Below are 24,241 nucleotides of genomic sequence, written 5' to 3'. Positions count from 1 at the left end.
ATGCAGGCTGTGTGATATCTGTTCGCATCCATCTCCACGCTATTTGCCGCGCGAGCCTACTTAGGCTAGATTACTGGATTTATTGCGCTGCACACATCAATACTAATTCCCCGTTTTGTCACCCAAGGACCATCATGACGAGTTTTCCGCGTATAGAGCGCTTACCGCCCTATGTATTCAACATTACCGGCGAATTGAAAATGGCGGCGCGACGACGGGGCGAAGATATTATTGATATGTCCATGGGCAATCCGGATGGTCCCACTCCGCAGCATATCGTCGACAAATTAGTGGAAGCAGCTTCTCGGCCTGACACTCATGGTTATTCAGTTTCCAAGGGCATACCACGGCTGCGCAAAGCGATCTCGGGCTGGTACGAGCGGCGCTATGGTGTTCAAATCGACCCGGATTCAGAAGCTATCGTAACGATAGGTTCAAAAGAAGGACTGGCCCACCTGATGCTGGCCACGCTGGATCGCGGCGATACCGTTTTGGTGCCCAACCCAAGTTATCCGATTCACATTTACGGCGCGGTCATCGCGGGCGCTAATATTCGGTCTGTCCCTATGACCCCGGGCCTTGATTTCTTCGAAGAAATCGACAGGGCTGTGCGCGAATGCATACCCAAGCCCAAGATGATGATTTTGGGGTTTCCCAGTAATCCTACCGCTCAGTGTGTGGATCTTTCTTTTTTCGAGCGCGTCATTGCACTAGCCAAGGAACACAACATTCTAGTTGTTCATGATCTGGCCTATGCCGACATCACGTTCGACGGCTATGTCGCGCCGTCCATCATGCAAGTTGAAGGCGCCCGCGATGTCGCCGTCGAGTTTTTTACCATGAGTAAAAGCTACAATATGGCCGGTTGGCGCGTGGGCTTCATGGTGGGTAACCAAGAACTCGTCAATGCTCTGGCTCGCATAAAAAGTTATCACGACTACGGCACCTTTACACCTATACAGGTGGCGTCGATCGCTGCCCTTGAAGGTCCTCAAGAGTGTGTCGCTCAGGTGGTCGAACAATACCGCAATCGTCGCGATGTATTGTGCAAGGGCTTGCATGAGGCTGGCTGGATGGTCGAAGTGCCCAAGGCGTCGATGTATATCTGGGCAAAGATACCCGAGCCTTATCAACAAATAGGCTCTCTGGAGTTCTCGAAACGTCTGTTGGCCGACGCCAAAGTGGCCGTGTCACCCGGTGTGGGATTTGGCGAGTACGGCGACGAGTATGTCCGGTTCGCCCTGATCGAAAACGAGCAGCGCACGCGTCAAGCGGTGCGCGGTATTAAAGAAATGTTCCGCAAGGACGGATTAGGTAAGTAAATGAGTCCTATCAAAGTTGGTATATTGGGTCTAGGTGTAGTGGGTGGCGGCACATGGAAAGTATTAACGCGTAACGCTGAGGAAATCGCACGCCGTGCCGGACGCCGCATCGAAGTCGCTGCGGTGGCCGTGCGCGATATAGAAAAGGCGAAGCGTCTGGTCGGCGATCAGGTACTGGTAACCGAAGATGGCATGGAGGTCGTACGCCATCCTGAAATCGATATCGTTGTCGAGCTCATTGGCGGCGACACTCTGGCGCGTGAGCTCATCATGGAAGCCATCCGTCAGGGCAAGCATGTCGTCACTGCGAACAAGGCGCTACTGGCCAAGCACGGCAACGAGATCTTTGCGGCAGCCAGCGCCAAAGGCGTAATGGTTGCTTTCGAAGCCGCTGTGGCCGGCGGCATTCCTATTATCAAGGCCATACGCGAAGGCCTTACCGCCAATCGCATCCATTGGGTGGCCGGCATTATCAACGGCACGACCAATTTCATTCTGTCGGAAATGCGTTCCCGTGGGCTGGCTTTCAATGAAGTGTTGGCTGAAGCGCAACGCCTGGGCTATGCCGAGGCCGATCCCACATTTGACATCGAAGGCGTCGATGCTGCACACAAGCTGACCCTGCTCGCGTCGCTGGCTTTCGGCATACCGGTGCAATTCGACAAGGCGTACATCGAAGGGATTTCTTCGCTGGCGCAAGAAGATATCAGCCATGCTGAACGGCTCGGTTATCGCATAAAGCTACTGGGCATTACGCGCCGCCGCGATGAAGGTATCGAGTTGCGAGTGCATCCAACGCTGGTGCCTACCGAATGCCTGCTGGCCAATGTCGAAGGCGCCATGAACGCCGTCTTGGTACAGGGCGACATGGTTGGCGCCACCTTATATTATGGACAGGGCGCGGGCGAGCTTCCCACCGCTTCCGCGGTGGTCGCCGACCTGATAGACGTGACACGGCTCGAGGCAGCCGATCCGGAACACCGGGTACCGCATCTGGCTTTTCAGCCCGATGCGATGGACGATATTTCGATTCTGCCTATCGCCGAAGTTCAGTCTTCTTATTACTTGCGCTTGCGTGTGGAAGACCGTCCAGGTGTCCTGGCCGACATCGCACGCATTCTGGCTGAAGCTGGAATCTCCATCGGTTCCATGTTCCAGGAGCCGCACGGAATCTCCGAAGCGGATATCATTTTCCTGTCGCATCGCGCGCGCGAAGGCGATATCGATTCCGCGCTTGAGCGTATCCATGGCTTGCCATTCGTTCGATCTAAAGTAACCCGTTTGCGTGTAGAGGATCTGGTATGAAGTATCGGTCGACTCGTGGCGCCATGGCGCCCCTCTCTTTTTCAGATATCCTGCTCGAGGGCCTGGCGCCCGATGGCGGACTGGCATTGCCAGAACATCTGCCCACGGTGACGGCTGCGACGCTGGAGTCATGGCGCAGCCTCGACTATGCAGACCTGGCTACCGAGATCTTGAGCCTGTTTATTGACGACATTCCAAAAGCGGATTTGTCTCGGTTGACTCACGCGGCGTATAGCGCTGATGTGTTTCCAGGCCCCGGGATGGTGCCTCTTAAACCTTTGAAGAAGGGCCTGAGTCTGCTGGGGTTGTCTGAAGGCCCGACACTGGCTTTCAAAGACATGGCCATGCAGTTTTTGGGACAGGTATTCGAATATGTACTGGAAAAGCGGAATACCACGCTGAATATTCTGGGTGCGACCTCGGGCGATACGGGCTCGGCTGCCGAGTATGCCCTGCGCGGCAAGCGTGGTGTCGCCGTTTTCATGCTCTCGCCCCATGGTCGCATGAGCGAGTTTCAGCGAGCGCAGATGTATTCGCTGGCGGACGCGAACATTCACAACATTGCCATCAAAGGCGTGTTCGATGAGTGCCAGGACATCGTCAAGGAGTTAGCCGGCGATCTGGAATTCAAGTCGCAGTATCATCTGGGCGCCGTCAACTCGATCAACTGGGCGCGAATTGCAGCCCAGGTCGTCTACTATTTTTGGGGCTGGTTGCGAGCGACATCGGCGCCAGGACAACAGGTATCGTTTGCCGTGCCTTCCGGCAACTTCGGCAACATCCTCGCGGGTCATATTGCACGACAGATGGGGCTGCCAATTCGTCGCTTGGTTCTCGCTACGAATGAAAACAACGTCTTGGAAGAGTTTTTTCGCACCGGTATTTACCGACCCCGTTCCGCGGATCGAACTCACGCCACGTCGAGTCCGTCCATGGACATTTCAAGGGCTTCGAACTTCGAGCGTTTCGTATTTGATTTGCTTGATCAAGATCCTGCAAAGTTGCGGGCATGCTGGGAGCAGTTGGAGCATAGCGGCGAATTCGATCTAAGCCATCTATTGCCTCAGTTTGAGTCGCGCTACGGTTTTGTGTCCGGCGTCAGCGGTCATAGCGACCGCGTGGCGACGATCAAGTCCATATACGAAGAAACCGGACTGTTGATCGACCCGCACACTGCCGATGGCGTCAAAGTGGCAGCGACCTTCCTTGAGGATGGCATTCCGATGCTCGTACTCGAGACCGCTTTGCCGGCCAAGTTCAGTGAGACCATACAAGAGGCGATCGGCGAGCCCGCACCAGTGCCTGAACACTTGCGTGAACTGGCTGCCTTGCCCCAGCGGGTCCAGATCATGGAATGCGACGCGAAAGCTGTTGAAGAATACATCAGGCAGCATGCGCCGGTATAAGGCATCACTCGCATAATGATGATGCGGCAGTGTCCGCCTGAAATGTTTCGAACCAGGTTTGCTACACTTGAACAGCAGATTTCAAGGAGCTTGAAATGCCAAAACAGAACCACGCAGAAACGGACATTGTCGAAATCCACCAGAACGGACGCCATGCTGTCGTTCGTGTGCGCGCTGGCGGCAAGACTTACTTTCAGGCCTTTGGGCCTGACGGCCTGTCGATTGGCGTTTACGACCTCAGCGACGAGGCGGTATCGGCCGCACATTGGGCATGGGACTTCCTGCAAGAAGATTCTGCGCTAAGGCGCCTGACGCTAATGCAGCTGATCAACGACAAGCTCGTCCTTCAATATCCGCTGGATGCCGCCAGCGTTACGCTGGCTCCCAAGGCTTAAACAGCACGCCATACACATCACTTACTTAACAGATGCTGACATTTGGGCATTTTATTGCCATCGGGTTTGGCGCGGCAGCAGGGGCAATCAGCCGCTGGTTGTTAGGTCTGTGGTTGAATCATTCAGGTGTGTTGCTGCCTTGGGGAACATTGGCTGCTAATTTAACCGGTGGGTACCTGGTCGGTGTAATGCTGGGGATTCTCGCCTTGTATCCCGAAACCCCCGCATGGATCAAATTGATGCTGGTCACCGGATTCTTGGGCGGTCTGACCACGTTTTCCACCTTCTCCGGAGAAACCGTGGGCCTGCTCGAGCGGGGTGATTATTTCCCGGCATTCGGATACATTGTGCTTAGCCTTGTTGGCAGTCTAGCTTTGACCTTTCTTGGTTTGGCAACCGTCAACGCCTGGCGTTAAATTGATCTGACGACGTTGCGCAGTGAAGAACTGCTCAGGGCGCGTTGAACGGCATTAGCGGCATTCCGGCCGCTGCGCACTGCGCCTTCTAGCACGGCGGGGTAGCCAGTATCGGTCCAGTCACCGGCCACCCATATGCGCGGCCAAGGTGTGTCGTTCGATGGCCGCTTCAGTCCGGGAAGCGCGGCAAACGTGGCGCGCTTCTCCACAATGACCTCATGACCTACTACAGCCGGCATAGGGCCCAGGCGCCGGGTTTGCTGCTGAAGCTGCGCGGTGATCGCCGCGACAACATCGCCCAGGGGATGCCTCATCATCGACCGTGCGTCACTGATCACAATATTGATCTGGCACGCCGCGTAATCCTGGTGGTCCGTCAGTTCAGCTTGCTGCAATTCCGATGCGGTCATTAGTGAGCTGCGGTCGAAAAGCCATTGCCCGAATTGCAATTGCTCGGGCTTGTCCGTCAGCAGGAGCATGGGCGCTGGCAAGTGCCAGGGGCGTTCCAACTGCAGGGTCAGCGTGGCGATGGGTATGTATGTGAATCGGGCCAGCGACTCGAGATAAAGGTCGCCGCTTTGAGTAGGCGCTAACTGCTGAAGAAGCCGATGGGCCGATGGTGCGTTTGCGGCGACGACGACAGCATCGAAGCCCATGCCATCAAGTTCGACTTGGGTTGATGTTGCCGCCAAGTGTCTTACCGCCTTCCCGCGACGTACCGACAAGCTCGCCGGTCCGCCCGGTGCGTAGTGCTCAACGTGCTCGGGCCAAAGCTGCGATAAGTCTACTCGTGGGATCAGTACGTCGCATGCTTCCTTGGATCCACCAAGGCTATCTTGCAAGACACGAGCAAAAAGTTGGGCACAGGCATCCTGCACGGGTGTATTAAGGGCGGCAAGGCATAACGGTTCCCAAAACCTGCAAATCACTTGCGCAGACTGCCCGCCCTGATGCAGCCATTGTGAAACAGTAAGGCCGGCCTTTACCTTCCAGTTACGTCGCTGCAGGCTCCGTGTAAGCGTGATGATGCGTATCCGTTCCACGATGCTCAAACCACGCGCCGTCATAATTGCACTGATCAGGTGCAAGGGAGCCGGCAGGGATCCCACATGCAAAGCGAAGCTGCCGTCCGTGGATTCGAGCGACAACGGAGCGCGGTGCAGCAGGGCAGCGCTATCCAGGCCCAACGTCGTCATAAGGGCGAGCGTCTCGCTGTAGGCTCCCAGCAATATGTGCTGGCCGTTGTCAATGCGCGAATTGAGTGTGCGCGAATGGACATGCCTTGCCCGACCCCCCAGGGCGCGTGAGGCTTCGAACACCACCACAGAGTAGCCTTTTTGCCGTAGGCGCACGGCGGCGCTCAGGCCAGCCCAACCTGCACCGACAACGGCAATATTCATTGGCTCAGGCGTTTAATCAGACTCCGGCCGCCGCCGACCCAGATCTTCCAGGCCAACCAGAATTTTCGGATTGGGGTCAAAGAGATGCGTTGATCCAGCACCTGCCAGTTGTCGCGTTCGATTTCGTGTAGTAGCGCATGGTAGATAGCAGCCATCATCAGCCCCGGGCGTTGTGCTCGACGGTCGGCTTCCGGCAGCGCCTGCATGGCTTCGCGGTAGCATTGCCTGGCTCTTTCAGTTTGAAAGCGCATTAATTCGACGAAGCGATCAGAATGCTGGCGGTCGATAATTTCCGATGCTTTGACATTGAATTTCTGCATGTCGTCGACTGGCAGGTAAATCCGGCCGCGTCGCGCATCATCGCCGACATCGCGGATGATGTTGGTAAGCTGGAATGCAAGCCCCAGTTTTTCAGCGTAGACCAGAGTTTCCGGCTGTGTATAGCCGAAAATGCTGGCGGATAACTCGCCCACCACTCCAGCGGCGTGCCAACAATACTTACGCAAACCGGGCCAGTCCAGATAGCGCGTCTGATCCAAATCCATTTCCATGCCCTCAACGATGGCATGCAGGCGTTCGGCACGTAGATCATAGGTTTTGATATGCGGCGCAAGGGCCTGCATGACCGGATGTTCGGCATGGCCTTCATACAGTCGTTCGATTTGCGTGCGCCACCATGCCAGTTTCATTCGCGCGACTGACGGTTCGTTGCATTCGTCGACAACGTCGTCGACCTCGCGGCAAAATGCATACAAGGCGGTGATCGCCCTGCGCCGTTCAGGAGGCAAGAACAGGAAGGCGTAATAAAAACTGGAGCCGCTTTGGGCGGCTTTACTCTGGCAATATTCGTCGGGAGTCATGCGTTGTAGCGGGGCTCGGGTAAGGCGTTGCTGTTGGTCGGTGTTCGAAAAAACCTAGCGTAGTGCGCGCCAGAACAGCAAAATCCAATCGCTTTTGTGCAGCGTTGGGCGATGAAAGAACATGTCATAGTGTAATTGGTCAAGGCGGTCAAGGATACGCAAACCCCCGTGGACCACAAGTTTTAATTCAAAGCCGATTCGCCCCGGTAGTCGTTTGGTCAAAGGAAGGCCGGCATTGAGCAGTTCACGAGCCTGTTGCCCCTGAGCCTGCATCAATTTGCGCCAAGCGGAGCTGGTGTGCCGTTGCCCCGCAATATCCCCTTCTGTCACCCCATACCGGTCCAGCTTTTCTTGCGGAATATAAATGCGCTCTTTTTGCCAGTCGATGGCGACATCCTGCCAGAAATTGGTCAATTGCAAGCCGGTACAAATGGCATCGGCGTCGGACAAATCCTGAGGCGAGGTACGCTGGTATAAATGCAGCATTAAACGGCCCACGGGGTTTGCGGAGCGTCGGCAATAATCCAGCAGTTCGGCGTCGTCGGTATAGCGCGTGGTCGTGATGTCTTGCTCGAAGGCCGATATCAAGTCGAAAAAGGGTTGAATCGGAAGCGAGTATTGCCCGATGGATCGGCTCAAGGGTTCAAAGACTGGTGTTCTAGGATCGTCTGGCGCCAGCGTAAGGCGGCCTGTGTGGATTTGCTGCAATGCGGCCCGATAGCCCGCCAACTGTTCAAGACGCTGTTCAACTGAGGCGAACCCTTCGTCCGCGATGTCGTCTGCGCTGCGTGCGTAGCGGTATATGTCCCTTACAGGCGTACGCAACCGGCGCGGCAGCAGCAACGATGCTACGGGAAAATTTTCATAATGATCAACGGCCATAGGCGGTGAGTATAAGACATGCATACAGGGTTGAATCGAACTGGCCAATCGCAGGGAGTGGACTAATTGGTCAGCGTAGCGGCATTAACTGGTTTAGACTTCGTTTTCTATTGGGGAGAGTCATGCCACGTCCGATCTCGGCGACCATATCGTTGTCGTCATTAAGTCATAACCTACGTATCGTTGCCCAGCAATTGACCGACGGCGGCGTGTCCGCTGGCCGCCAGCGGCCCAGCATTTGGGCCGTCATCAAGGCGAACGCTTATGGGCATGGAATCGAAAACGCCATCAGCGGTTTTGGCCAGGCCGAAGGTCTCGCTATGTTAGACCTCGACGAAGCCGTGCGCTGCCGCGAGGCAGGCTGGACCAAGCCTATATTGCTGCTCGAGGGATTCTTTGAGCCCGCCGATGTCGAGACCTTGGTACGTCATCGCCTGACGACGACAGTGCACTGCCAAGAGCAGCTCGATATGTTGTCCGCATCGCGCGTTCCGGAACCGATTGACGCCTTTATAAAGCTTAATACGGGCATGAACCGTCTGGGATTTTCAACCAATGATTACCTTGCTGCTTACGGCCAGGCGCAGGCGCTTCAGGCGCGCGGCATCCTGGGCACCCTTGGGAAGATGACGCATTTCGCGCGCGCCGATGACGACGCCATTGTTACGCAGCAGCAGTTGCGTATGTTCAATCAGATCACACAGGGCCTGCCGGGCGAAGTCAGTCTTTGTAATTCTGCCGCCACCTTGGCTCCGGGTTTATGGGCCTCCGTGCCCGACCGGCAGGATCAATGGGTCAGACCCGGTATATGTCTGTACGGCTCCTCGCCTTTTGCCGAGAAATCCGCCGCCGAGTTTGGCTTGCTTCCCGCCATGACGCTGGCTGCCAAGCTAATCAGTGTGCGCAGCATTTCAACCGGCGAGGCCATTGGCTACGGCTGCACCTTTGTTTCATCGAGGTCCATGCGCATTGGCGTAGTGGCTTGCGGCTATGCCGACGGCTACCCGCGTCATGCGGTCACTGGCACTCCGATTACGGTGGAGGGTGTGTGCACGCGTTTGCTCGGACGCGTATCGATGGATATGTTAGCGGTGGATCTGACCCCTGTGCCGCAGGCACGCGTTGGGTCGTCAGCGGTACTTTGGGGCGACGGCGGTCCTTCGGTTGACGAAGTTGCCGCGGCGGCAGGCACCATAGGTTATGAGTTGTTGTGTGCAGTCGCCGCGCGCATACCTAAAATTATCTCGTAATTGCGGCATCCGGCATTAATTTAGAGTTTAATCGCTGGATTCGGGCCATTGTCGTCCGATTCACCGGGAAAGCTGTTTCGACGGACCCTCAAAAGGAAATCGAGTGAAGAACAAATGTGTACTGGTAACGGGCGCTACAAAGGGAATTGGCTGGGCGATCAGCAGGCGACTGGCCGATCTGGGCTGCCATGTGGTCGGGCTGGCCCGTCATACTCAGGAAATTGATTTCCCAGGGTACCTTTATTCATGTGACTTGAATAACGCGGGGGAGACCGAAGACGTCTTGCGCGTGATCCGCGAAAAGTATCCTGTCGACGCGGTAGTAAATAATGTCGGGCTCGTTCTGCCTGAACCGTTAGGCGAGGTTGATCTTGCTTCTCTTTATCAAGTGTTCGACCTGAACGTAAGGGTTGCCGTGCAGGTCACTCAAGCTTTTATCCCGTCGATGAAGGCGCGCAAAGAAGGGCGCATTGTCAATATATGCAGCCGGGTCACCCATGGGGCTGTCAATCGTACAAGTTACTCTGCGGCGAAAAGTGCGCTCGTCGGCTGCACCAAGACGTGGGCGCTTGAACTGGCTCCTTATGGCATTACCGTTAATGCGGTATCGCCCGGTCCCATTGATACTGAACTTTTTCGTGCTGCGCATCCGGCCGGTGGCGACAATGAAAAAAAAGCGCTTGCGTCGATCCCCATGGGCCGTTTGGGTCAGCCGGGCGATGTGGCCGCGGCGGTCACTTTTCTGCTCGGGGACGAGGCCGGCTTTATAACCGGACAGGTTCTTGGGGTGGACGGCGGCGGCAGTCTTGGCGGCCGATAGAAACACCGTGGCCGGTTAAACTCGCTGCATGGCCAAATCCAAAACCCTATTTATTTGCACCGATTGCGGCGGTACTTGCCCGAAATGGGAGGGCAAGTGTCCCCATTGCAACGCCTGGAATACTCTGCAGGAATCCCGCGACCCCGGGATCGCGACGCATCGTTTCGCACCGCTGGCCGGAGCCAGCCCCATACAGAGCCTTGCTGAAATCGAGGCGCGCGAGCTGCCGCGTCAGCCCACCGGAATTACAGAATTCGATCGGGTATTAGGCGGCGGCCTGGTCACCGGGGCGGTGGTGCTGATTGGGGGCGATCCGGGTATTGGTAAATCGACCCTGCTTCTGCAGGCCCTGGTGTCGCTCTCGCATGCCGTTAAAGTGCTGTACGTCACCGGCGAGGAATCTGCCGAGCAGATCGCACTTCGCGCGCGGCGCCTCGAACTCGCAACAGGCGACGTCAATCTGCTTGCTGAAATCCGCCTCGAAGCCATCATAACGGCTCTGATGGAGCAGCGTCCCAGTGTGGCGGTCATTGATTCGATACAAACGCTTTATTCCAGCGAGCTTAGCGCTGCGCCAGGGTCGGTGTCGCAAGTGCGCGAATGCGCCGCTCAACTGACACGGTTGGCCAAGCAAACCGGCATCACCATTGTCTTGATTGGGCATGTGACCAAAGACGGTACCTTGGCAGGCCCTCGGGTGCTAGAGCATATTGTCGATACGGTCTTGTATTTCGAGGGTGACACTCACTCGTCGTTCCGCCTCATACGGGCCTTCAAAAACCGGTTTGGTGCCGTCAACGAACTTGGCGTTTTTGCCATGACGGATCGCGGTTTGCGCGGGGTGGCCAATCCGTCCGCTCTGTTCCTGTCGCAACATGAGCAAAATGTGGCCGGCTCCTGTGTCATGGCGACCCAGGAAGGTACGCGGCCTTTGCTGGTCGAGATACAAGCCCTGGTCGATAGCGCTCATGTGCCCAACCCGCGCCGCTTGTCAGTAGGTTTGGAAGGAACCCGACTGGCCATGTTATTGGCCGTCCTCCATAGGCATGCAGGTGTCGTCACGTTTGATCAGGATGTTTTTGTCAATGCCGTGGGCGGTGTGAAGATTACCGAGCCCGCAGCCGATCTGGCCGTCTTGCTGGCGATCATGTCCTCGTTGCGCGACAAGCCTCTGCCCAAAGGTCTTATCGTTTTTGGGGAAGTGGGTCTCGCGGGCGAAATCCGGCCAGCGCCCAGAGGTCAGGAACGCCTTAAAGAGGCGGCCAAACTGGGCTTCAGTGTGGCTCTTATCCCGAAAGCGAATGCGCCAAGGCAGGCCATAGAGGGACTGGAAATCTGGGCGGTTGATCGTGTTGAATCAGCCATCGAACGCTTAAGATAGGGGTACGGCTTGGTCTGGTATGTAGTAGTGGTCGGGTGTCTGTTGTCGGGCGCCTTGATCGGCTTCGCAGGTGGTGTGTTGGGTATAGGGGGCGGGCTGCTGGCTATTCCCTTGTTAGGTCTGATGCTCAATATGGATCAACAGGCAGCGCAGGGTACCGCCCTGATCATGGTGCTGCCTGCCGTGCTTTTAACGGTACGCCAGTACAACCAGAAGGCGAAAATCAATCTACGGGCAGCTGGCGCGGGGGCCGCAGGCTCAATCCTATTCACCTGGATAGGAGCGCAATTTGCCCTGGGCATCGATCCTGTTCTGTTGCGCCAAATATATGCGGGCTTCGTTCTGTGTATTGCGCTGTTTTACTTTTACCAAAGCCAACGCTCAAGTCAAAAGAACCGGCCGCAAAAGCCTCGTCGGCAAGTAGAAGACTTTCACAAGGGATGGTTTTCACTCATTGGAAGCATTGCAGGCTTGGCGGGTGGGATATTCGGCGTTGGCGGGTCTGTGTTGGTAGTGCCGCTATTGACCACGGTCTTTCGATTGACTCAGACCGGAGCGCAAGCTCTCGCCTTGACCATGGTCATCCCGGGAACGTTTGTTGCGCTGTTTACGTATGCCGCACATGGGCAGGCCGATTGGCAAGTGGGGATCCCCATGGCGCTGGGCAGCATTTTCTTTGTACCGTATGGCGTGAAACTCGCCTACTCTTTGCCTGAGCCTCGGCTGAAGCTGGCCTTTGCCTGTATGCTGCTGATTATCATGGTTTTGTTGCTGATAAAGGCCTAACACTATGCGTTTTAGCGGATTTTCCAACATGTGGCTCGGGGTCCGCGCGCTTGCCCGCGATTGGCAGTCGGGCGAGATTCGTCTCCTGGTGCTGGCACTGGTGATAGCAGTTGCCGCGGTCACTAGCGTGGGTTTCCTGGCCGATCGCGTTGGCCGAGCCTTAGAGCGCGACTCGGCGCAGATGCTGGGCGGCGATCTCGCCCTTCAATCCGATGCACCCATTCCCGCCAATTTCATCGAGCGCGCTCACACTTTGGGGTTGGATACGGCTCAAACCTTGCAGTTTCCCTCCATGGTCAGTGGCGGTGATCAAGCCCAACTGGTTTCCCTGAAGGCGGTGTCCCAAGGCTACCCCTTGCGCGGGCAACTCCGTTTGTCAGATACCCCTGCCGGCAAAGGGGTGTCGCAGGGGCAAGTGCCCGAGCCGGGCACCGCATGGGTCGACGCACAGGTATTGGGCATGCTACGGATCTCGCTGGGTGACAGCGTTGCCGTTGGCGATTTTTCCATGAAGGTCACGCGGGTCATTACTTATGAACCCGACCGCGGCATGCAGTTTGTGAACGTCGCGCCGCGTGTAATGATCGGGCTTCCCGACTTGCCAGCGACGGGCTTGATTGCCCCGGGTAGCCGCGTCAGCCATCAGTTACTGGTCGCCGGCGAGCCGGCGGCGATCAAGTCGTACCAAGGCTGGCTTGATACGCATATGAAGCGCGGTCAGAAGCTCAGCTCGCTGGAAAGCAACCGGCCAGAGGTGCAGCGCGCTTTGAACCGGGCGCATCAGTTTCTAATTTTGGTGGCTTTGCTTACTGTGATGATTGCCGCGGTTGCCGTTGCGTTGGCCGCGCGTCGATTCAGCCTGCGTCATCAGGACGGGATAGCAATCATGCGTTGCCTGGGCGCCAGCAAGTCGCAATTGACCATGATGCTGTGGGTACAGTTCGTAGTGTTGGCGCTGATCGCTTCGACGATAGGTGCGCTGGCAGGATACGTCGTGCATCAAGCATTAGTGGTCATGGCAGCCTCATGGCTCGATACCAGTTTGCCCAATGCGTCGTGGCGGCCTTTGTTCCAGGGTCAGGTCACGGGTCTGTTATTGCTTCTGGGATTCGCTCTGCCGCCGCTGTCTGCCCTGCGTCAGGTTCCGCCCGCGCGCGTATTGCGGCGGGATGCATCGATTGGGGTAGCGCGGCGATGGTCGGCTTATGGTCTGGGACTGGCCGCCTTCTTTCTGCTGATCATATGGATTTCCGGGGATATTCGGCTTAGCCTGGTTGTTGCTGCTGGCTTCCTGGTGGCCTTTTTTCTTTTTTCCGCCCTCGCTTACGTAATGGTACGGGGCCTTGGTTTCATGCGCTATCGCGTCAATGGTCACGCCGCCTTACGCTTCGCATTGGCAGGCATGGCGCGGCGGCGGGCTCTCACAGTTACCCAGCTTTGCTCGCTATCAATGGGGCTGATGATTCTTCTGCTGCTGGCAATAACTCGTACCGATCTATTGCATGGTTGGCAAAGCACGCTGCCCCCCGATGCGCCAAACACGTTTCTTATCAATATTCAGCCCGATCAACGCCTCGCGGTATCTGCCCGCTTAAAGCAGGCGGGCGTTGCCGAGTCCGGCTTGTCGCCTATGGTTCGCGGGCGCTTGCTGTCCATTAACGACCAGTCTGTTAATCCCGACCACTATACCGACGATCGGGCCAAGCGCCTCGTTGACCGGGAGTTCAATCTTTCGTACGCTGACACTTTGCCCGCCAGTAACAAGATCTTGCGCGGCCGATGGCTCGACCCTGAAAAGCTCGAAGTGTCGCTCGAAAGCGGTCTGGCCAAGACGCTAAACATACAATTGAACGACCGGCTCACATTCGACGTAGCGGGGCGTCCCGTGGTTGTCCAGGTAAGCGGGATTCGCGAGGTGAAATGGGACTCTTTCCAAGCCAATTTTTTCGCCATCATGAGCCCTGCAGCGTTGAAAGATGCTCCAGCCACCTTTATGACCTCAATTCACGTCAACGATTCGAATACGACGCTTACGCAAGAGTTGGTTCACGCCTTCCCTAACTTGACGATTTTTGATGTCGGATCGATATTGGGCCAGGTGCAACACGTACTGGACCAGGTGGTGCAGGCAGTGCAGTTCCTGTTCCTGTTCACCGTACTAGCGGGGGTTCTGGTCTTAGGAGCCGCCTTGTTTTCTACTCGCGACGAACGCATGCACGAGGTCGCTGTTTTACGAGCGTTGGGTGCGAGCGGCAAACAATTAGTGGCCGCCATGCGTATCGAATTACTGGTGCTCGGAGCCATGGCGGGCTTGCTGGCTTCGTTTGGTGCAGTGGCCATAGCGTGGGTGCTGGCTGAGCAGGTTTTTGACTTCACCCTGACATTATCGTGGTGGCCGTGGGCCGCCGGCATGGGTTTCGGCATGCTCGCATCGTCAATTGGCGGAAGTGTCGCCTTGGCTGGCGTATTGCGCACGCCGCCGCTGGTGTCCTTGCGGGAGGTCGCGTGACGACACCAATTTATCCGGCGAATTTGCCGATAGGCGGGGGCGTCATGCGTTACGATGCCAATCGTATTTCCGCCCCAGGCATGTACCTGTTTGATCCTGTATCGCCTCAATTGCAGGTAGCTGCAGTGAGCCATGGTGGCCGCCGGGCTGCCTGGTTCGTGAAAGGCGAATTCGGCGATGGCGTGCTGCGCCATTACCGGCGCGGAGGCCTGATGGCCAGGCTGAGTTCCGATCGTTATATCTGGACAGGGCCCGCGCGAACCCGCTCATTCGCAGAGTTCGATCTTTTACACTTCATGCACGACCGAGGCTTACCCGTCCCGCGTCCAATCGCCGCAGCATACTGGCGTCATGGCTTTACCTATCGTGCGGCAATCGTCGTCGAAAGAATCTTCGATGTGCAGCCCTTGGCGAATATGCTTGATGCGGGGAACCACGAAAAAGTAGCGAATGCCATTTATGCCATGCACGAGGCGGGAGTGTGGCATTCGGATTTGAATGCGTACAATATTCTGCTCGATAAGGAAGGAAAAGCCTGGTTGATCGATTTTGATAAGTGCAAGAGGCTGACGTTGTCCCTTGAGCGCCGAAGCGCCAACCTGCTGCGCTTACGGCGTTCACTGGTAAAGGTTGCCGGAACGGCGGGGCTATCGTGGTGGGGTGAACTCAATCATGCCTACGCGCTTCTTACACGCGTTAAAGGTCTACTTTAGTCAGAAAAAGCATTATCATCACGCCTTTTGGCTTTTTGTAATGTCTGGGGGGCTCGCAATGAAAATCAGCATGGCGAAACGACTGATGCTGGGCACGGCGCTCATGGCTGCGATGTCGTCGATTTGGGCGCAAGGCAAAGTCGTGAATGTCTACAATTGGGCGGAATATACCGCTCCTGACACGATATCCGGCTTTCAGCAAGCAACGGGAATCAAGATCCGCTACGACGTTTACGACAGTAACGATACTCTTCAGGCTAAATTGCTGACAGGCAAATCTGGCTACGACGTGGTGGTGCCGTCTACCCACTATGCGGCTCGCCAGATCGAAGGCGGCTTGTTTCAGAAGCTCGACAAGACAAAGATTCCCAATTGGAAGTACCTGGATCCTGCCATCATGGATCTGGTCGCAACGGTCGATCCGGGCAACCAGTACTTGGTGCCATGGGGATATGGCACCAATGGACTGGGTTATAACGTCAATAAAGTCCAAGAGCTTATGGGCCAGGATGCGCCCCTAGGAAGCTGGGACATGCTCTTCAAGCCCGAGAATGCCGCAAAGCTGAAAGCCTGCGGTATTTCCGTGCTCGACGAGGCGGCGCAAGTGTTTCCTGCGGCTCTTCATTACCTTGGTAAGGATCCCAACAGTAGCCGGCCCGAAGACTACAAAGAAGCGCTTCAGCTGTTGAAGACAATAAGGCCGTATATCCGGCAGTTCAGTTCGTCTGGATATATCGATGAATTGGCGGGTGGCGATTTATGTATGGTGTATGGCTTTTCTGGTGACGTAATGATTGCGCGCCATCGTGCCCGCGAAGCGAACAAGGCCTACGCTATCGATTACTACATCCCGAAGAACGGTGCTCCGGCCTGGTTCGATACGATGGCGATACCTAAAGGTGCCGCCAATGTCGAAGAAGCGCATGCTTTCATCAATTACATCGAGACTCCGCAGGTGCATGCTGCCATCACCAACACGATGTTCTATCCGAATGCGAACAAAGAAGCGCGCAAGTATGTGATCAAAGATGTCGCCGATAATCCCATGATCTACCCACCGCCCGAGGTCGCAAAGTCGCTGTACGTGATCAAGCCTCAACCATTGCCTGTTCAGCGCCTGCAAACGCGCATGTGGGCCGAACTCAAATCGGGACGCTAGCCATGTCGGATTTGCGCCCTGTTGCGCCTTCCTGGTCGGGAGCCGCTGACGAGTTCGTTCGCATCGAAGAAGTCGTCAAGATTTTCGGCGACACTGTCGCGGTAAATTCAGTCAACCTTTCGGTGCGCCGACACGAGGTATTTGCCTTGCTGGGCAGTTCTGGTTGCGGCAAATCCACCTTGCTGCGTATGCTGGCCGGCTTCGAGGAAGTGACGTCGGGTCGGATATTTCTCGACAACGAAGACATCACGAGCCTACCGCCATATCGGCGTCCAGTGAATATGATGTTTCAGTCATATGCGCTTTTTCCGCACATGACAGTCGAGGCCAATGTGGCGTTTGGCCTCAAACAAGAAGGTGTGCCCAAGAATGAAATCCATGAGCGCGTCTTCGAGGCGCTGGATCTCGTCCAGATGGGCGGTTATGCACGCCGCAAACCCCAACAGCTTTCAGGCGGGCAGCAGCAACGCGTGGCTCTGGCACGCAGTCTCGTGAAGAAACCCAAGCTGCTGCTTCTTGATGAGCCCATGTCGGCCCTCGATAAGCAAATACGCCAGAAAACACAGATCGAACTGGCCAGAATCCTGGATCAGGTGGGCGTCACTTGCATTATGGTCACCCACGACCAGGAAGAGGCCATGACTATGGCGCATCGCCTGGCGGTCATGTCGGAAGGCCAGATCGTTCAGTGCGGCACGCCTCACGACGTTTATACTTTCCCCAACTCACGTTTCGTGGCGGGCTTTATCGGGTCCACCAACCTCTTTACTGGAACCATAGTGGTCGATGAGGCGGATCATGTGTTGATCGAGAGCACTGACCTTGCGCGCCCGCTGTATGTTAGTCATGGCGTCAGCGAACCATTGGGAATGGAGGTGCATGTATCGGTCAGGCCCGAGCACATCCGGGTATTGCGAGATCAACCTGAATCGGACGCTAACTGGGGCCGCGGCATGGTCAGTCACGTGGCGTGGATGGGAAGTTATGCACGCTATCAGGTCCGCCTCGATTCGGGCGCGCTAGTCGAGGCCACCGTCCCCAGCTTGGTGCTGGCGCAGACTGAATCTCCGGCGCTGGACGAGGAAGTGTTTATCAGCTGGTCGAACGACAGCGCCACCGTTCTGCCATCATGAATCGGCTTACATGGCAGCGTGCTCTGCCTCGCACAAAGACGCTGGCGATAATCCCGCCTTTTCTGTGGTTGGCACTGTTTCTACTGGTTCCGTTCATTCTGGTCCTGAAAATCAGTTTCGCAGATTTGAAGTTCGGGATTCCACCGTACACACCACTGGCTGAAATAAAGGATCAAACCCTTTCGCTGGCATTGAATCTGCGCGGCTACGCCTTGCTATTCAGCGATAGCCTTTACATTGCCACCTATCTGAATTCCATTAAGATCGCAGCGATCACGACGATATGCTGCATCCTGATCGGATATCCGATGGCCTACTATATTGCCCGCTCGCGGCCCTCGATACGCAATATTCTTCTGCTGGGCGTCATCCTGCCATTCTGGACATCTTTATTGTTGCGAGTGTATGCCTGGGTCGGCATTTTGCGTAACGATGGATTGTTGAACCAGCTTCTGCAGTGGCTGGGATTAATCGATGCTCCCTTAGAAATCTACCGGACCGATATGGCGGTGTATATCGGGCTCGTGTATGCCTATTTGCCTTTCTTCGTATTACCGTTGTATGCCAGTCTGGTCAAATTTGACCTTCGCTTGCTTGAAGCCGCCTACGATTTAGGCGCGCGCCCCTGGCGCGCCTTTCTTAGCGTAACCCTGCCTATGTCGATGCCCGGGGTAATTGCCGGAGCAATGTTGGTGTTTATTCCTTCAGTGGGGGAATACGTGATCCCCGAAATGCTCGGCGGCGCAAATACCTTGATGATGGGCCGTGTCATGTGGACCGAATTCTTCAATAATGCAGATTGGCCAATGGCCGCTGCTGTCACCTGCGTCATGGTTCTCATGCTCTTGATACCGCTGGTTTTGTTCCAGTACAACCAGGCGAAGCAACTAGACGCGCAAGACAGGGGGAAGCGATGACACGCCCGAACGCCACGTTACGCGCCCTTGTGCTGGCGCTAGGCTACGCGTTTTTGTATGTGCCTATCCTATGCCTGATGGCATTCTCGTTTAACGAGTCCGCCATGATGACTTCCTGGTCGGGCTTTTCGTTCAGATGGTACGCCGAGCTCTTCAATGATCAGGCGTTGCTGTCGGCGGCAAGATTGTCCTTCCTGATAGCGGCGCTTACGGCTACGGCAGCTGTAATTATTGGGACTTGGGCCGGGTATGTATTGGTACGAATGGGACGCTTCCGTGGCTTTGCCCTATATATCGGCATGCTGAGTGCGCCTTTGGTCATTCCGGAGGTGGTCCTTGGTATTTCGCTGTTACTCATGTTTGTTGAGCTCAGTGAGATCTTCGGCTGGCCGGCGGGCAATGGCATTTTCACGATTTGGGTAGGGCACGTCACCCTTTGCATGGCGTATGTTGCCGTCATCATTCAGGCCCGTATCCGCGACTTGGATCGTTCTTTGGAAGAAGCAGCGCTAGACTTGGGGGCGACCCCATTAAAGGTATTTTTCACCATTACGCTGCCTTTGATTGCCCCGGCTCTGCTTGCCGCCTGGCTGCTTGCCTTTACACTGTCCTTGGACGATGTGGTCATCGCTTCATTCCTTTCCGGCCCGGGCTACACTACACTTCCTCTGGAAGTTTTCTCCAGGGTACGGCTAGGTTTGAAGCCTGAAATCAACGCTCTGGCGACCTTGTTCATGCTTGCCGTCGGCATAATTGTCGTCGTCGTCAACCATCTGCAATGGCGCAGGCAGTCTCAGTAAAGGAAGCTTGTTCAATGGAAGAAGTGCGGCTGTATGGTTTGAAAAAATGCAGTACATGTCTAAAGGCCAGGAACTGGCTCGAACAGCGTGGCGTCGAATTTTCCTTTACCGATTACCGTGACCACCCGATAGCTGGCATGCAGCTAGCCGCGTGGGCAGAAAAGCTGGGCGGTTGGGAAAAATTGGTCAACAGGGCCTCTATGACCTGGCGCCAGCTTCCTGACATTCGAAAATCCCCGTCAGACGACGGTCAGTGGCAGACACTGATCGCAGAGTTTCCCGCATTGATTCGACGTCCCCTCGCCGTCACCGGCGACGGCGACGTCAGTGTGGGGTTCTCCGAGAAGAAATACAGCGAACTCTTCGCTTAGCTAAAAAGACTTTAGGATCGACTACATGCTTACACAGGCAGAACTCAAACAGAATGTGGCCGACGCGGCCGTCGAATATGTACTTCCTTTTCTTGAGTCGGACACCATTCTCGGCGTCGGTACGGGCTCTACGGTAGATATTTTTATCGATGCCATTGCTCCGTATAAAGATCGCTTTCTTGGCGCTGCGTCAAGTTCAGAGCGCAGCTCCGCACGTATGAAAGCACACGGAATTAACGTATTCGATCTAAATCAAGTAGCGGAAATGCCCTTGTACGTCGACGGCGCCGACGAAATTGATCATGAATTAAACATGATCAAGGGCGGGGGAGGGGCTCTGACCAGGGAAAAAATCGTGGCGTCCGTGGCGAATCAGTTTGTTTGCATCGTCGATGAATCCAAGCTCGTTGACTGTCTAGGGAAATTCCCGCTTCCCGTAGAGGTCATCCCCATGGCGCGTGCGGTCGTCGCTAGACGGCTCGCATCGCTGGGGGGCAGGCCTGTTCTACGCGATGGCTTCATCACTGATAACGCCTGCGAGATCCTTGACGTATCGGATTTTTCCATTACCAAACCGGCCGAACTAGAGTCCTTGATCAACGATATCCCCGGCGTAGTAAGTTGCGGGCTTTTTGCAATCGCCGGCGCCGATGTCGCTCTTGTTTCGACTCAGGATGGCGTGCGCCGTCTTGGCAAAGCATCGTCATAATCGCGTCATATTAGACGTGTACTCTTCCAGCTTGCGATCATGGCCCTGATCGTGGCTTTGCGCTGCAACACCGCCGATCCATAGTAATTACACATTATCGAACTATGGTGCTACCCTATTCTTTTATCGACTTTTGCCATGACTGAGGGCTGATATGTCCGAGCACACGAACAAGCAATTTACATCCGACCTCGAGACCACTCGTTCCCTTTTTCTGCAAATGGGCGGATTGGTCGAAGCTATGGTCAAAGAGGGTATGGAAGCCCTCGCCACCGGCGATCTCAGCCTGGTCGACAAGGTTCGCGAACGCGAGAAAGAGGTTAACCGTCTCGAGGTCGAAATCGATGAACGGATCGGCCTGCTTATCGCCCGCAATCAACCTACTGCCGGCGATTTGCGCTTGCTGCTTTCCGTTTCCAAAATGCTTACCGATATGGAGCGCTGTGGCGACGAGGCTGAAAAAATCGCCAAGATGGCACGGCGTCTGCATGAGTCTGAAGTCCATTACGAACCGGTGGTCGAATTGCGACATATGTCGAATTTCGTTACTGCCATGATTCGCGATTCTCTCGACGCATTCGCGCGCCACGATCCTGTGCACGCAGCCCAGGTCGTACGTAACGACAAGGAAGTCGACAAAGAATGGAAGGGCTCATTGCGCCATATCATCACTTACATGATCGAAGATCCGCGGACAATTTCACGCTCGATCGATTTGATCTTTATCGCGCGCGCGCTGGAACGCATTGGGGATCATGCCAAAAATATGTCGGAACGCGTCATCTACATGGTGCGCGGCGACGACGTTCGACATACGGGTATCAAGCACACTGAACGCATGGCGCGCGGTGAGGTCGAAGACCAGGAAAGCGAAGTGTAAGAACAGCCCGTAATGGCGCCTGAAGTGTTTCTCGCATTGGGCGCGGTACCAACCCAAATCTAACGGACGGTGCAGGCGCGCAGCGCGCAGGCACCGTCCGTTTAGCCGTGATGCAGGGCCTGATTTTTGCGTGCTGCGTTATTCCGACGGCGGTACGTAGCCCTGGGCTTCAACATTGGCGTCTTCGAACAGAAAGCTTTCCATTTGTTGCGCCAGGTACTTGCGAGCCCTGGCATCGGCCAGATTCAAGCGATTTTCGTTTACCAGGCGAGTTTGTGTGTCCATCCACTGGGCCCAGGCCTCTTTCGAAACGCTTTGCCAAATACGCACGCCCAGGTCTCCGGGATACGGTGGGTATTCCAGGCCTTCGGCCTCGCGCTTGAGCTTCACACATTGAACCATACGTGCCATGACAGTCTTGCCTCTTTAACAGGTTATCTAACAGGCCCATTGTACCTAGTCCGGCTTGGCTTGGCTGCGCCGACAATAGCTTAGGTCAGCCCTTCAGTGGTCCAATGATAGGCTTTTGAAAGTTGCGTGCTGGTTTATATTTCACGTAGAACAGAATGTTATGGATGGTTCTTTTTATGGCGTCTTTCAGATTGGCATATTCGCGCCGAGCCCTATCGCACACTGTTCTTTCCAGTCGGGCTGCTTGTTCGTTGATCGTGGATTCAAAGTCGTCGTTATGCACCACACACACCGGGTCCAAACCGATGGCTTCGATTTTGTGATGAAAAAAGCGTGCCATTGTGTCGTCAACTGCGTAAATCCACTGAGAACAGTAGCCCATCATGGCGCGTGCGCAGTCTGGGCTGATCAGGTAGCCCGCTGTGCCTGAATGGCCATGCACAAGCTTTTTCAGGGTAAACGCACCAATGCGCTCAAGCGGCCAGCCTTGTTTATGCTTGGGCTTGGTGCTGGCATGCATCCATATCAGGCCGTGTTTGCGCAACATTTGCGGAGACGCTTCATAGAAATTCATGAAGTTAGGCATCAGGATGGCATCGTCTTCCAGGATAATAATGGGCTGGCCGGACTGGACACATTTCTCCCACAACAGGTAATGGCTCGCAAAGCATCCTAATTGCGATAACTTCAGCGCATTGCCCTTGCCTTTGATACGGGCACGCTCGACGGCGTCGTATTTTTGGAATAGATAATGATCGGGCTGCGCCTTCCCATGAATAGCATCGAAGAATTTATAGTGCACGATGCCTAATTTATCGAGCTGGTCTTGCATGAAATGCCGACGCTCGGGAAGACCCGGCAAGCTGACAACGTGAATGGCGGGGAGTTCGCTCGGCATAGGGGTACGTGCTTCAGGTAGATTTAATTTTACATTTTACGGAATAAAATGTTAAAAGTGAATCCAAATGATACGGCGCGGGTTACTGCTTACCGACGCGTGCGAGAACCTCTGCCCCAGGCGCTGTTCCGTATTACAGTTTTTTTATAAATACCAGGCTATTGCGGGAACGGTTGTAATGCGCTTGTCGCTCTTTAGGGAGGTCGGAAATTCCCCCCTGGACGAAACCTCGCTTCATGAACCAGTGCGATGTACGCGTCGTTAGCACGAATAAGCGTTTCGCCCCCATTGTCCGCGCCTTTGATTCGGCATGGCGCAGGAGCATGTCGCCTTCGCCAGATCCTTGCCATTCGGGCTGGACAATCAGGCATGCCATCTCGGCCATGTGTTCTGAAAGATAAGGGATCAGTGCCACGCAGCCGTATATGACACCGTCATGTTCCAGGACGGTGAATTTTTCAACGTCTCGCTCGATAACCGAACGCCCGCGCGGCACAAGCGTGCCGTCGGCCTCAAGCGGTTCGATCAATTGCACGATTGCCCCTACGTCGTCGACCGTGGCCGCCCGTAAGTCGTCAAGGGTATCTTCTACCACCATCGTGCCCACGCCGTCGTGAGTAAAAATCTCGAGCAATACGCTGCCATCGAGCGTATAGGGAACCAGATGGGCTCGGGCAACGCCGCGTTTTACAGCACGGGAAGCATGGCCCAGGAAAGATGCGGTATCCTCGTCGAGCGTGCCTGCTGTCAATAATTTGTCGGCATCTTCGCGTGCGAGTTCGGTGTCGACCGATCCATCGGCATCATGCACCGTTCTGTCTTGTGTCAGGAAGATCAGTTTTTCAGCGCGCAGTGCAACGGCAGCGCTGGTGGCGAGATCCTCCATGGCCAGGCTGAACGCCTCGCCCGTCGGCGAAAACCCTAGCGGAGAAAGCAGTACTATGGCCCCTTGGTGAATGATCATCTTGATGGCATCGATGTCCAGCTTGCGCACTGCGCCTGTGTGCCTGAAATCAACGCCGTCAATGACGCCAACAGGTCGCGCTGTGACGAAATTACCGGAAATCACGCGGATCTGTGCGTGCGACATCGGCGTGTTGGGCAAGCCTTGGCTAAAAGAAGCTTCGATGTCCAGCCGAATTTCTCCGGCGGCTTCCTTGGCGCATTCAAGGGCTTCCGGGCTGGTGGGCTCCGTTCCGCGTCCGAACTGGGTGTCGAAGCCTTTTAGTTTGAGCTGTTCGTTTACCTGGGGGCGTGAGCCATGCACCAATACCAGCTTTACGCCCAGCGCCGACAATAGCGAGATGTCTTGTATCAGTGTATTGAGCGCACCGTCGTTAACAAGCTCGCCGCCAAAAGCTATGACAAAAGTTTTACCGCGAAAGTCGTGCACATAGGGCGCTACTTCGCGAAACCATCGCACAAACTGCGCCGGGGCAAACTCGGGTGCATCCTGCGCGGATAAGGTTGTGTCGATGTCGCTGGTGGTCATGAGTAGTTTAATGTTCCCGCAAAAAA

At 55.5% G+C, this 24,241-nt stretch carries 24 protein-coding genes; 18 read left to right on the top strand and 6 right to left on the bottom strand.

All coding sequences use genetic code 11. From position 1 onward, the window contains the following. Window positions 1-134 precede the first annotated feature (134 nt). The 5 genes from alaC (at window position 135) to crcB (ending at window position 4,844) form a co-directional block, all read left to right on the top strand. Window positions 135-1,322: an alanine transaminase gene (gene alaC, locus EKL30_RS07685; RefSeq protein ID WP_126706643.1), complete on the top strand. Its 1,188-nt coding sequence runs from the start codon at window positions 135-137 to the stop codon at window positions 1,320-1,322. Continuing rightward, window positions 1,323-2,627, top strand: coding sequence for a homoserine dehydrogenase (locus EKL30_RS07680; RefSeq protein WP_126706642.1), 1,305 nt, complete (start codon window positions 1,323-1,325; stop codon window positions 2,625-2,627). Then, a complete protein-coding gene (thrC, locus tag EKL30_RS07675; protein ID WP_126706641.1) occupies window positions 2,624-4,033 on the top strand; it encodes a threonine synthase in 1,410 nt (469 codons plus the stop codon). Before EKL30_RS07680 ends, thrC begins: the two co-directional genes overlap by 4 nt. A gap of 95 nt (window positions 4,034-4,128) precedes the next feature. Further along, window positions 4,129-4,428, top strand: coding sequence for a hypothetical protein (locus EKL30_RS07670; RefSeq protein WP_126706640.1), 300 nt, complete (start codon window positions 4,129-4,131; stop codon window positions 4,426-4,428). 32 nt (window positions 4,429-4,460) lie between these two features. Further along, complete coding sequence (gene crcB, locus EKL30_RS07665; RefSeq protein WP_126706639.1) at window positions 4,461-4,844, top strand: fluoride efflux transporter CrcB; 384 nt, start codon at window positions 4,461-4,463, stop codon at window positions 4,842-4,844. Here the strand turns inward: crcB and hpnE are convergent. Genes hpnE through hpnC form a run of 3 tightly spaced genes read right to left on the bottom strand, consistent with a single transcriptional unit; the run spans window position 4,841 to window position 7,986 of the window. Continuing rightward, window positions 4,841-6,244: a hydroxysqualene dehydroxylase HpnE gene (gene hpnE / locus EKL30_RS07660; RefSeq protein ID WP_126706638.1), complete on the bottom strand. Its 1,404-nt coding sequence runs from the start codon at window positions 6,242-6,244 to the stop codon at window positions 4,841-4,843. The genes crcB and hpnE overlap by 4 nt on opposite strands. After that, complete coding sequence (gene hpnD, locus EKL30_RS07655; protein WP_126706637.1) at window positions 6,241-7,104, bottom strand: presqualene diphosphate synthase HpnD; 864 nt, start codon at window positions 7,102-7,104, stop codon at window positions 6,241-6,243. The genes hpnE and hpnD overlap by 4 nt, the downstream gene beginning before the upstream one ends. 54 nt (window positions 7,105-7,158) lie before the next feature. Next, a complete protein-coding gene (gene hpnC, locus EKL30_RS07650) occupies window positions 7,159-7,986 on the bottom strand; it encodes a squalene synthase HpnC (protein WP_126706967.1) in 828 nt (275 codons plus the stop codon). Window positions 7,987-8,108: 122 nt separating this feature from the next. Here hpnC and alr point away from each other — a divergent pair, with 122 nt between their 5' ends. From alr to phoU, 13 genes are all read left to right on the top strand, one after another. Continuing rightward, window positions 8,109-9,236, top strand: a complete 1,128-nt coding sequence (alr, locus tag EKL30_RS07645; RefSeq protein WP_126706636.1) for an alanine racemase — start codon at window positions 8,109-8,111, stop codon at window positions 9,234-9,236. Between the two features lie 103 nt (window positions 9,237-9,339). Further along, entirely contained in the window at window positions 9,340-10,056 is a 717-nt protein-coding gene (locus EKL30_RS07640) for an SDR family oxidoreductase (protein ID WP_126706635.1), read from the top strand. A 28-nt stretch (window positions 10,057-10,084) separates the two neighbouring features. Then, complete coding sequence (gene radA, locus EKL30_RS07635; protein ID WP_126706634.1) at window positions 10,085-11,437, top strand: DNA repair protein RadA; 1,353 nt, start codon at window positions 10,085-10,087, stop codon at window positions 11,435-11,437. A 9-nt stretch (window positions 11,438-11,446) separates the two neighbouring features. Then, window positions 11,447-12,223, top strand: a complete 777-nt coding sequence (locus EKL30_RS07630; protein ID WP_126706633.1) for a sulfite exporter TauE/SafE family protein — start codon at window positions 11,447-11,449, stop codon at window positions 12,221-12,223. A 4-nt stretch (window positions 12,224-12,227) separates the two neighbouring features. Further along, window positions 12,228-14,732 carry an ABC transporter permease gene (locus tag EKL30_RS07625; RefSeq protein WP_126706632.1) on the top strand — a complete coding sequence of 835 codons (2,505 nt, stop codon included), beginning with the start codon at window positions 12,228-12,230 and terminating at the stop codon, window positions 14,730-14,732. A 44-nt stretch (window positions 14,733-14,776) separates the two neighbouring features. Beyond that, window positions 14,777-15,445 (top strand): 3-deoxy-D-manno-octulosonic acid kinase, encoded by a 669-nt coding sequence (locus EKL30_RS07620; RefSeq protein WP_126706966.1) that lies wholly within the window; start codon window positions 14,777-14,779, stop codon window positions 15,443-15,445. 70 nt (window positions 15,446-15,515) lie between these two features. Then, complete coding sequence (locus EKL30_RS07615; RefSeq protein ID WP_370246240.1) at window positions 15,516-16,604, top strand: polyamine ABC transporter substrate-binding protein; 1,089 nt, start codon at window positions 15,516-15,518, stop codon at window positions 16,602-16,604. Window positions 16,605-16,606: 2 nt separating this feature from the next. After that, complete coding sequence (locus tag EKL30_RS07610) at window positions 16,607-17,737, top strand: ABC transporter ATP-binding protein (RefSeq protein WP_126706630.1); 1,131 nt, start codon at window positions 16,607-16,609, stop codon at window positions 17,735-17,737. After that, window positions 17,734-18,654, top strand: coding sequence for an ABC transporter permease subunit (locus EKL30_RS07605; protein WP_126706629.1), 921 nt, complete (start codon window positions 17,734-17,736; stop codon window positions 18,652-18,654). Before EKL30_RS07610 ends, EKL30_RS07605 begins: the two co-directional genes overlap by 4 nt. Next, the gene (locus tag EKL30_RS07600; protein WP_126706628.1) at window positions 18,651-19,454 is read left to right on the top strand and encodes an ABC transporter permease subunit; all 804 of its coding nucleotides are present in this window, start codon (window positions 18,651-18,653) and stop codon (window positions 19,452-19,454) included. Before EKL30_RS07605 ends, EKL30_RS07600 begins: the two co-directional genes overlap by 4 nt. A 14-nt stretch (window positions 19,455-19,468) precedes the next feature. Next, window positions 19,469-19,825, top strand: coding sequence for a Spx/MgsR family RNA polymerase-binding regulatory protein (locus tag EKL30_RS07595; protein WP_126706627.1), 357 nt, complete (start codon window positions 19,469-19,471; stop codon window positions 19,823-19,825). 25 nt (window positions 19,826-19,850) lie between these two features. Then, window positions 19,851-20,534, top strand: a complete 684-nt coding sequence (gene rpiA / locus EKL30_RS07590; RefSeq protein WP_126706626.1) for a ribose-5-phosphate isomerase RpiA — start codon at window positions 19,851-19,853, stop codon at window positions 20,532-20,534. A 154-nt stretch (window positions 20,535-20,688) separates the two neighbouring features. Then, window positions 20,689-21,414: a phosphate signaling complex protein PhoU gene (phoU, locus tag EKL30_RS07585; RefSeq protein WP_126706625.1), complete on the top strand. Its 726-nt coding sequence runs from the start codon at window positions 20,689-20,691 to the stop codon at window positions 21,412-21,414. A 138-nt stretch (window positions 21,415-21,552) separates the two neighbouring features. Here phoU and EKL30_RS07580 read toward each other — a convergent pair whose 3' ends face one another. The 3 genes from EKL30_RS07580 to argA form a co-directional block, all read right to left on the bottom strand. Further along, entirely contained in the window at window positions 21,553-21,825 is a 273-nt protein-coding gene (locus EKL30_RS07580; RefSeq protein ID WP_126706624.1) for an oxidative damage protection protein, read from the bottom strand. A gap of 85 nt (window positions 21,826-21,910) precedes the next feature. Next, the gene (locus tag EKL30_RS07575) at window positions 21,911-22,723 is read right to left on the bottom strand and encodes a glycosyltransferase family 25 protein (RefSeq protein WP_126706623.1); all 813 of its coding nucleotides are present in this window, start codon (window positions 22,721-22,723) and stop codon (window positions 21,911-21,913) included. A gap of 133 nt (window positions 22,724-22,856) precedes the next feature. Continuing rightward, the gene (argA, locus tag EKL30_RS07570; RefSeq protein WP_126706622.1) at window positions 22,857-24,215 is read right to left on the bottom strand and encodes an amino-acid N-acetyltransferase; all 1,359 of its coding nucleotides are present in this window, start codon (window positions 24,213-24,215) and stop codon (window positions 22,857-22,859) included. Between the last annotated feature and the right edge of the window lie 26 nt (window positions 24,216-24,241).

The sequence above is a fragment of the Candidimonas sp. SYP-B2681 genome (assembly GCF_003971065.1).
Taxonomy (GTDB): domain Bacteria; phylum Pseudomonadota; class Gammaproteobacteria; order Burkholderiales; family Burkholderiaceae_B; genus Pollutimonas.
This window is presented reverse-complemented; position numbering and strand designations above follow the sequence as displayed.